This is a genomic window from Pararcticibacter amylolyticus, assembly GCF_003130405.1.
Classification (GTDB): domain Bacteria; phylum Bacteroidota; class Bacteroidia; order Sphingobacteriales; family Sphingobacteriaceae; genus Arcticibacter; species Arcticibacter amylolyticus.
In genome coordinates, this window is the sequence record NZ_QEAS01000047.1 from 1 (window position 1) to 7,885 (window position 7,885).

4 protein-coding genes are annotated in these 7,885 nt (G+C 44.3%); all 4 read left to right on the forward strand.

What is annotated here, in order from left to right:
• The first annotated feature begins 275 nt into the window (after nt 1-275).
• The 4 genes from DDR33_RS24690 to DDR33_RS24705 all read left to right on the forward strand — a co-directional run bounded on the left by DDR33_RS24690 (nt 276) and on the right by DDR33_RS24705 (nt 7,582).
• On the forward strand, nt 276-860 hold the full coding sequence (locus DDR33_RS24690; protein WP_109418466.1) for a GNAT family N-acetyltransferase: 585 nt from the start codon (nt 276-278) through the stop codon (nt 858-860).
• Between the two features lie 351 nt (nt 861-1,211).
• Nucleotides 1,212-3,380, forward strand: coding sequence for a TIM-barrel domain-containing protein (locus DDR33_RS24695; protein WP_109418467.1), 2,169 nt, complete (start codon nt 1,212-1,214; stop codon nt 3,378-3,380).
• Nucleotides 3,377-5,848: a glycoside hydrolase family 3 C-terminal domain-containing protein gene (locus tag DDR33_RS24700; RefSeq protein WP_109418468.1), complete on the forward strand. Its 2,472-nt coding sequence runs from the start codon at nt 3,377-3,379 to the stop codon at nt 5,846-5,848. Before DDR33_RS24695 ends, DDR33_RS24700 begins: the two co-directional genes overlap by 4 nt.
• Before the next feature lie 123 nt (nt 5,849-5,971).
• A complete protein-coding gene (locus DDR33_RS24705) occupies nt 5,972-7,582 on the forward strand; it encodes a DUF6377 domain-containing protein (protein WP_109418469.1) in 1,611 nt (536 codons plus the stop codon).
• Nucleotides 7,583-7,885: the final 303 nt, after the last annotated feature.

The window sequence follows — 7,885 nt, forward strand, 5'->3', positions numbered from 1 at the left end:
AAAATAAAAAACAGGCTGTTATATTTGTATCATAGTTCTTTAAAACAACAACACAATACTGTAGGATGGTGAAACAGGCAGACACACCTCCTTGTCTCGGTGGCGGAGATTTTGGGAAAACCGGTAACGGATTAACCACTCCTTGAAGGTTCGACTCCTTCTCCTACAGCCCTTTCGTTTAATTTAGGTTTATAATTGGTTAGTTTGAGCTCTCGCCCATCGGGAGCTTATTTTTTTGCTTCTTCTTGAGATATTTCAGGAAAGAATCTTAACTTATGCCAGAAGAAATGATACTGATTCCGGATTTCCACCCTTTCCCCGAACTTCAGACCGAACGGCTTGTACTTAGAAAAATAGAATTATCAGATGCTCCTTCCCTGTATAAACTCCGGGCGGACGACCATGTTATCAAGTATCTTGACCGGGCTAAGCCGGATTCTATTGACGAAATTTACTCCCTGATCAAAACGATACAAGAGGAAACAAACAGAAATAACAGCGTGAATTGGGCGATCACCATAAAAGGAGACACCAGGCTGATCGGAACAATTGGGTTCTGGCGGATGCAAAAAGAACATTTCAGAGCGGAGCTGGGGTATATGTTGTTTCCCGAATTCGAGGGGAAGGGCCTGATGCATGAAGCTTTAGCCATCGTTCTGGGGTACGGGTTCAAAAAAATGAATTTACATTCTGTAGAAGCCAATTGCAATCCCAATAATAACAGATCAATAAAGCTTCTGGAAAAAAACAACTTTATCAGGGAGGGACTCTTTAAAGAGAACTACTATTATAAGGGCAAATTTCTGGACAGCGCTATATATTCTCTTCTAAGCTGGAAGTTTTCAGATCAAAACAAGTAATTAACGGGCTATATAAGGAGCATCCATTACCGGCAGAATTAAGGGGTTCGGCCGAAAAATATTAGCTGACCGTTACATCACAAGCATGCAGAGCCAATAAAAGCCTTCTGAACCTTAAGATTTTCATTTGGAAAACCTGCAATAAATACCAGACAATATACTATTAACCAGATATTTACAAAAGCAACTCAATTAGATTTTCTAGAGATCCTCTACTTCTTACGCATCGCTTACACCTGGTTTTATATACTTTTAAATCGTCGTTATCAAACCGTAACCAACGCTTGATATCACTGCCATTATAAACACATGAATATATCTTTTCATAATAAACACACACTTAGCACTATAATGAATCTTAAAAATCTATTTCTTTTTACTGCGATACTCTATTTCACAGGTGTCAGGGCAAATGACATAGCAATCGGGAGGGCAAGTTTAGTTGGAGAACGAATAGTTGAATTCATACCGAAAGGCTATGACCGGAATAAGACGCCTTCGCTGATACTACGGTCCGAGCCCAAACCCAGAGGTCCGGTACCAAAGGACTGGGCGTTAACACCGCGGTTCGTACTGACCGGTGATAAAGCAAGTGCTTACTTAAGACTTTCGGGTGATATAAGTTTATACGGAGGGGGAGAAGTGACCGGGCCCCTGTTACGAAACGGGCAACACATTAAACTCTGGAACACGGATACAGGAGCATACGGAGTGGAAGAAGGCAAACGGCTTTACCAAAGCCACCCCTGGGTGATGGGAGTAAGAAGAGATGGCACTGCATTCGGGATTATCTTTGACAGCTCGTGGAAATCTGAGCTTCGCACAGAATCCGATGAGATTAAATTCAATACAGAAGGAGCACTTTTCCGCATCTACATTATTGACAGAGAATCGCCCCAGGCTGTATTAAAAGGGCTTGCCGAACTGACAGGCACCATACAAATGCCTCCGCTATGGGCATTAGGGTATCATCAATGCCGCTTCTCATATGGCACAGAGAAGAAAGTAACGGAGATTGCAGATACATTCCGTGCAAAGAAAATTCCCTGTGATGTAATCTGGATGGACATCGACTATATGGACGGATACCGGGTTTTTACATTTCACCCTGAAAACTTCCCTAATCCCGCGAAATTAAATGATGACCTTCATCAAAAGGGCTTCCGGGCAGTCTACATGATCGATCCGGGGGTTAAAGCCGATAGAAATTATTCTGTATATCAATCAGGCACGAAAAAAGATGTCTGGGTGAAAACACCCTCCGGCAATGAATACCACGGTAAAGTATGGCCCGGCGACTGTGCATTCCCCGACTTTACCAGTCCTAAGTCCCGTGAGTGGTGGTCCGGACTTTATCGTAATTTTATGGCTACCGGTGCCGATGGGATTTGGAATGACATGAACGAACCGGCGATTAATGATAATGAATTACCGGAAGGCCAGAGATTAGGCACCATGCCTTATAATACCCCGCACAGGGGCGGAGGCGGTCTGCCCGCAGGCCCGCACCTGCTTTATCATAATGCTTACGGGCGGTTAATGGTAGAAGCTTCTTACAAAGGAATTATGGATGCCAACCCAGCCAAAAGGCCTTTTCTGCTGACCAGGTCGAACCTGCTGGGAGGACAAAGATTTGCAGCAACCTGGACAGGTGACAATCTGGCAAGCTGGGACCATCTAAAGCTTTCCGTTCCGATGTCTGTTACGCTCGGACTTTCAGGGCAACCGTTCAGCGGACCCGATATCGGTGGCTTTTTAAATAATACAAGCGGTGATCTTTGGGCAAACTGGCTGGGGTTCGGGGTGTTCCTGCCTTTTGTGAGAGGCCATGCATGTGCAGGCACCAACGACAAAGAGCCCTGGGCATTTGGCGATGAGATAGAAAAAACGTCGCGGATAGCACTTGAGCGCCGCTACAGGCTTCTCCCTTATATTTACACGCAATTTTTCCATGCATCCCGGACAGGAGTACCGGTCATGGCTCCTGTATTTTTCTCTGATCCGGCTAACTTAAAACTTCGCAGTGAAGAGCAAGCATTTCTCCTGGGTGAAGACCTCCTCGTCATTCCGGCATTCGCTCAAAAACCTGCTCTCCCGTCGGGAACCTGGGAAGAGATTAATCTTGTGGAAGGGGATGGGATAGATAAGTACCAGGCTAAATTAAAAATCAGAGGAGGATCTGTTATACCACTGGGAAAGATCGTCCAGAATACCGGAGAGAAGCTTTTTGATCCTTTAACCCTTATTGTTTGCCCCGATGAAGAAGGCAATGCACAGGGACAGCTCTATACAGATGCAGGAGATGGGTGGTCCTATAAAAAAGGTGACTACAGCCTGATGACATTCGCTGCAAAACAGAAAAATGACATGATAACCATCCGTGCGACAAAAAAGGAAGGCAACAGAAACCCCTCTGACGAAATAAAGGAGATACACGCAGAGGTATATCTGAAGGGCAGGGTTTACAAAGGAAGCGGCACACTGGAAAAAGGAATTCAAATTGATATCAAAAAACAATGAGGTCAAAATATCTGGCATACATCTTCATTTTCTGCTCTTTTTCGTCGTTGGCGCAGGCAGCTGACACAACCGGCCTGTCTGTAAAGGCAGAAGGAATGCTGAGGCAGATGACTGTACCCGAAAAACTCTCTTATATCGGAGGAGTTGACTGGATGTACACAAAAGATATTGCCAGGTTAGGCATCCCCCGGTTAAGAATGACAGACGGCCCGCAGGGACTGGGCACCCACGGTAAGTCAACAGCTTATCCCGCCACGATTATGCTTGCTGCAACATGGAATGAAGATCTCGCTTATGAATATGGCAGCGCTTTGGGCCGTGACTGCAGGGCCAGAGGCGTAAACGTCCTGCTGGGGCCGGCAGTCAATATTTACAGGGCGGCTATGTGCGGGAGAAACTTCGAATACATGGGAGAAGATCCGTACTTAGCTTCCCGTGTCGCAGTCGGGTATATCAGGGGAGTTCAGAAACAGGGAGTGATTGCGACAATAAAACACTTTGCAGCCAACAATTCTGAATATGACCGCAATAACATCAGTAATGATATTGATGAACGAACACTTCATGAGATTTATTTCCCTGCATTTAAAGCTGTTGTACAGGAAGCAAACGTTGGTGCCGTAATGACCAGCTATAATCTCCTGAACGGCATTTATACGAGTGAGAACTCCTGGCTGTTAAAGAACGTTCTGAGGGAACAATGGGGCTTTAAAGGAATGGTCATGTCAGATTGGGGCGCGGTCCATTATACTGTACCAGCTGCCAAAAGCGGGTTGGACCTTGAAATGCCGGGAGGCGAAAAGATGAATCCCAGGGATATGGCTTACTACTTAAAGACAGGAGATATAAGCATGGAGATGATAGACGGAAAAGTCAGGAATATTTTACGAACGGTGTTCAGCATTGACCTCAAAGATGCCGGCAGAAAAGATAAAACGATTCCGTATGATGACCCCTCTTCCGTACAGACAGCCTTAAATGTAGCCAGAGAAGGGATCGTGCTATTAAAAAACGAGAAGAAGATCCTTCCTGTTGACCCGAAAAAGATCAGGAATATTGTGATAACGGGCAAGAATGCCTGCAGGAATGTATATGGTGGAGGCAGCGGGGCTGTCATTCCGTTTCGCTTTACAAGTATATTCGATGGGATTAAAGAGGAGGCCTTGCTGAACCGGGTAAATGTGGAATATGCAGATGAACTGGATTTCCTTCCTAAAATCGTTTTCACCGATGAAAATCATACAAAAGCGGGATTCCACGCTGAATACTTCAACAATCCTGATCTTAAAGGAAAACCAGTCTTTGAACAGGCAGAGAAAAAAATAAGTTATTCATGGACCGGAGGAACGGGATTAAAAGATGTTCCAAAAGACGGTTTCTCGGTTAGATGGACAGGAGTTCTAAGGTCTGATGATACCTATGAGTACAATTTTACTTTAGGCGGTGATGATGGTTACCGCTTATATATAGATGATGTGGCCGTCATCAGCGACTGGGCCAACGGCGGATACAGGAGCACCTCGGCAGCCAGGATCTTACAAAAGGGAGTCGATTATAAAATCAGGATCGAATATTACCAGGGGGGAGGAGGAGCTTCGGTGAATTTCATCTGGAACAGAGCAAATGATAAAACAGATCAGTACCGTGATTATCTGAACAAAGCGGATCTCGTAATCGCTTGCTTCGGGCATAACTCTGATACGGAAGGAGAAGGCTCGGACCGGTCATTTGAGCTACCTGAAGCAGATAAAAAGATGCTGGGAAGGGTATTAAAAGTAAACAAACCGGTTATAGGCATAGTAAATGCAGGCGGGAATATCGGAATGCAGGATTGGCAACCTCAAGTCAGCGGTTTACTCTGGAGCTGGTATGCAGGTCAGGAAGGAGGAAAGGCTATAGCTGAAGTATTATTCGGCAAAGTAAATCCTTCCGGAAAGTTACCGGTGTCCTTTGAAAAGAAGTGGGAAGATAACCCGGCATACAACAGTTATTATGATCCGGACGGTGACAAGCACGTAAAATACACGGAAGGCTTATTGATTGGCTACCGTGGGTATGACAAATTAAAACGGGATGTTCAGTATCCATTCGGCTATGGGCTATCGTATACGACTTTCAAAATTTCCAATCCGGTAATTTCAGGTCCAAATGATAAAGGCGCGATCACGATAAATTTCCGCCTGTCCAACCAGGGAAAACGGGCGGGGGCAGAGGTTGTCCAGGTATATACAGGCCCCGTAAACAGCCCGGCTGACCGGCCGGAAAAAGAACTGCGGAAATTTAAAAAGATCTTCTTAAAGGCGGGAGAGTCTGAGCTCGTCACACTCGAGGTATCAAAAGAAGCATTTACGGTTTATGACGTAAAGGCACACGCATTCGTCAAAGAAGAGGGGAAATACCGTATCATGCTTGGATTCTCCTCCAGGAATATAAAATGGCAAAAAGACATCGATATAAGTTGTAAGTAGTAAGTTGTAAGTATTGGGTAAGTGATTTAATCCTTAAACGTGGCACCAGTAAAGATGCACCGGTTTAGAAGCTTGATACAACAGTTCCGATTCCTTATTTTGCAGATTAAATAAAGTCCGGAGATGACAAAAATCAAACTTTCAGCTGTATGTATGCTGTTTCTTATTTCCGCAATGGGCAAACAGGCTTTTTGCTCTTCAAGCAAAGACAGCTTGCTCAGTCTGCTCCGGATCGAGTTAAAAAACAAAGATTACGACCGGCAGAAGGAAGCCAAGATCCAGGCCCTGAGAGTTACCCTCAATCACCCGTCAAACCGGGGATATCTGCAGATGTATGCACTTTACGGCAAGATGCTGGACGAATATAAATCTTACCAGTTTGACTCCTCATATGCCTACGTAAAGAAGATGATAGACCTCAGTCAGCAAAATGGTGACACATACCGGGTGCAGGAAAGCAAACTGAAGCTACTGAAGGTACTAACGTTGTCAGGCATGTTTAAGGAGGCATATGAACTGGTCATGGAATTTGACAAAGACACGATTGCCGGAAAGCTTAAAGCCACATATTACGATTCTAAATCCCGGTTCTATGGAGCTCTTGCCAAGTACAACAACGACCGTTACTATGCAAAGAAATACTGGGTGGAGGCCGATAAGCAGTTCGAGAACATGGTTTCAGTGGCACCGCTTAATGACTTTGAAAAAACGATCAATTTAGCCTCTTCGACCGGCGAATCCGCCAGCCTGAAACCATCAGCAAAATTCTATCTGCACTTTATTACCCACAGGGGACTATCTAACCATGACATTGCGATGGTGGCGATGAAGCTGAGCCACAACTATGCAGGGGGTGACAGGATCGCGCTCCTGGCCCTTTCGGCTATCAGTGACATACGCTCGTCAACCAAGGAGACCGAGGCTATTCTCAAGCTGGGAGAAGAACTCTACAAGAGCGGAGACCTCAAGATGGCTTATGTATGCCTGAACAAGGCGATATCGGATGCAGAATTTTACAGCTCCAGAAGCCATAAAATTGACATACAGAATGTGCTGCCGCTGATAGCCGGAAAAACGATCCTGGAAACTGAAAGGCAAAGGGATAAGTCTATCATCTATACATTAATATTTGCGGTGATCGTTGTAGTTGCCGTTTGCATCCTGTTCGTAGTTTTCATTCAGCTCAGAAAAATCAAAGTGAACGAGCGGCTCATCAACGAACAAAAAGACCAGTTGCAGTCCTCCAATTTAAAGTTAATGGAACATACCAGGATCAATGAGGAATACATCGGTTTTTTCTTTAAGAAATCTTTTTCCTACATCAGCATGCTGGAAAACCTGAAAAGACGGGTAGAGCGCAGGATAAAGATGAAGAAAGTTGATGATGCACTTGAGATCATGTCAGACGTGCAGATTGAAAGGGAGCGGGAGGATCTCTATCATACCCTTGATCAGATCTTTCTGAAGTTACTGCCGAACTTTATTCCTGCGTTTAACGAACTGCTGAAACCAGAAGATCAGATCTGGCCTCAAAAAGAAGAATCACTGAACACCGTACTGCGCATCTTTGCCCTGATAAGGCTCGGAATAAAAGACGACGAAACCATTGCCGGCATACTGGACTACTCGGTAAGCACTATTTATACTTATAAGATCCGTATAAAGGCGAAGGCAATTGTCAAAGGCGAAGAATTCGATAAAAGAATCATGAATATAAAATTCATTAATTCATGAGTGAAAGATCCGTTACCCCCGCTGTTTGCAAATGCCGTGCTTCTGAAAAAAAATTATTTTTTTGTAACCCTGCTCCCCGCATCTCCGTAAACAGAGGTATAACGTTAAAAGATTATTATCAAATCAACAACAATAATCTAATTAACTTACATAAATGATACTTTTTAACTTTTTTTGTTAAAATATTTGCAAAATAAAAAACAGGCTGTTATATTTGTATCATAGTTCTTTAAAACAACAACACAATACTGTAGGATGGTGAAACAGGCAGACACACCTCCTTGTCTCGGTGGCGGAGATTTT

Bases quoted from the DNA above. Each gene is read 5' to 3' on its own strand.
- DDR33_RS24690 (WP_109418466.1), top strand. From the start codon at position 276: ATGCCAGAAGAAATGATACTGATTCCGGATTTCCACCCTTTCCCCGAA.
- DDR33_RS24695 (WP_109418467.1), top strand. From the start codon at position 1,212: ATGAATCTTAAAAATCTATTTCTTTTTACTGCGATACTCTATTTCACA.
- DDR33_RS24700 (WP_109418468.1), top strand. From the start codon at position 3,377: ATGAGGTCAAAATATCTGGCATACATCTTCATTTTCTGCTCTTTTTCG.
- DDR33_RS24705 (WP_109418469.1), top strand. From the start codon at position 5,972: ATGACAAAAATCAAACTTTCAGCTGTATGTATGCTGTTTCTTATTTCC.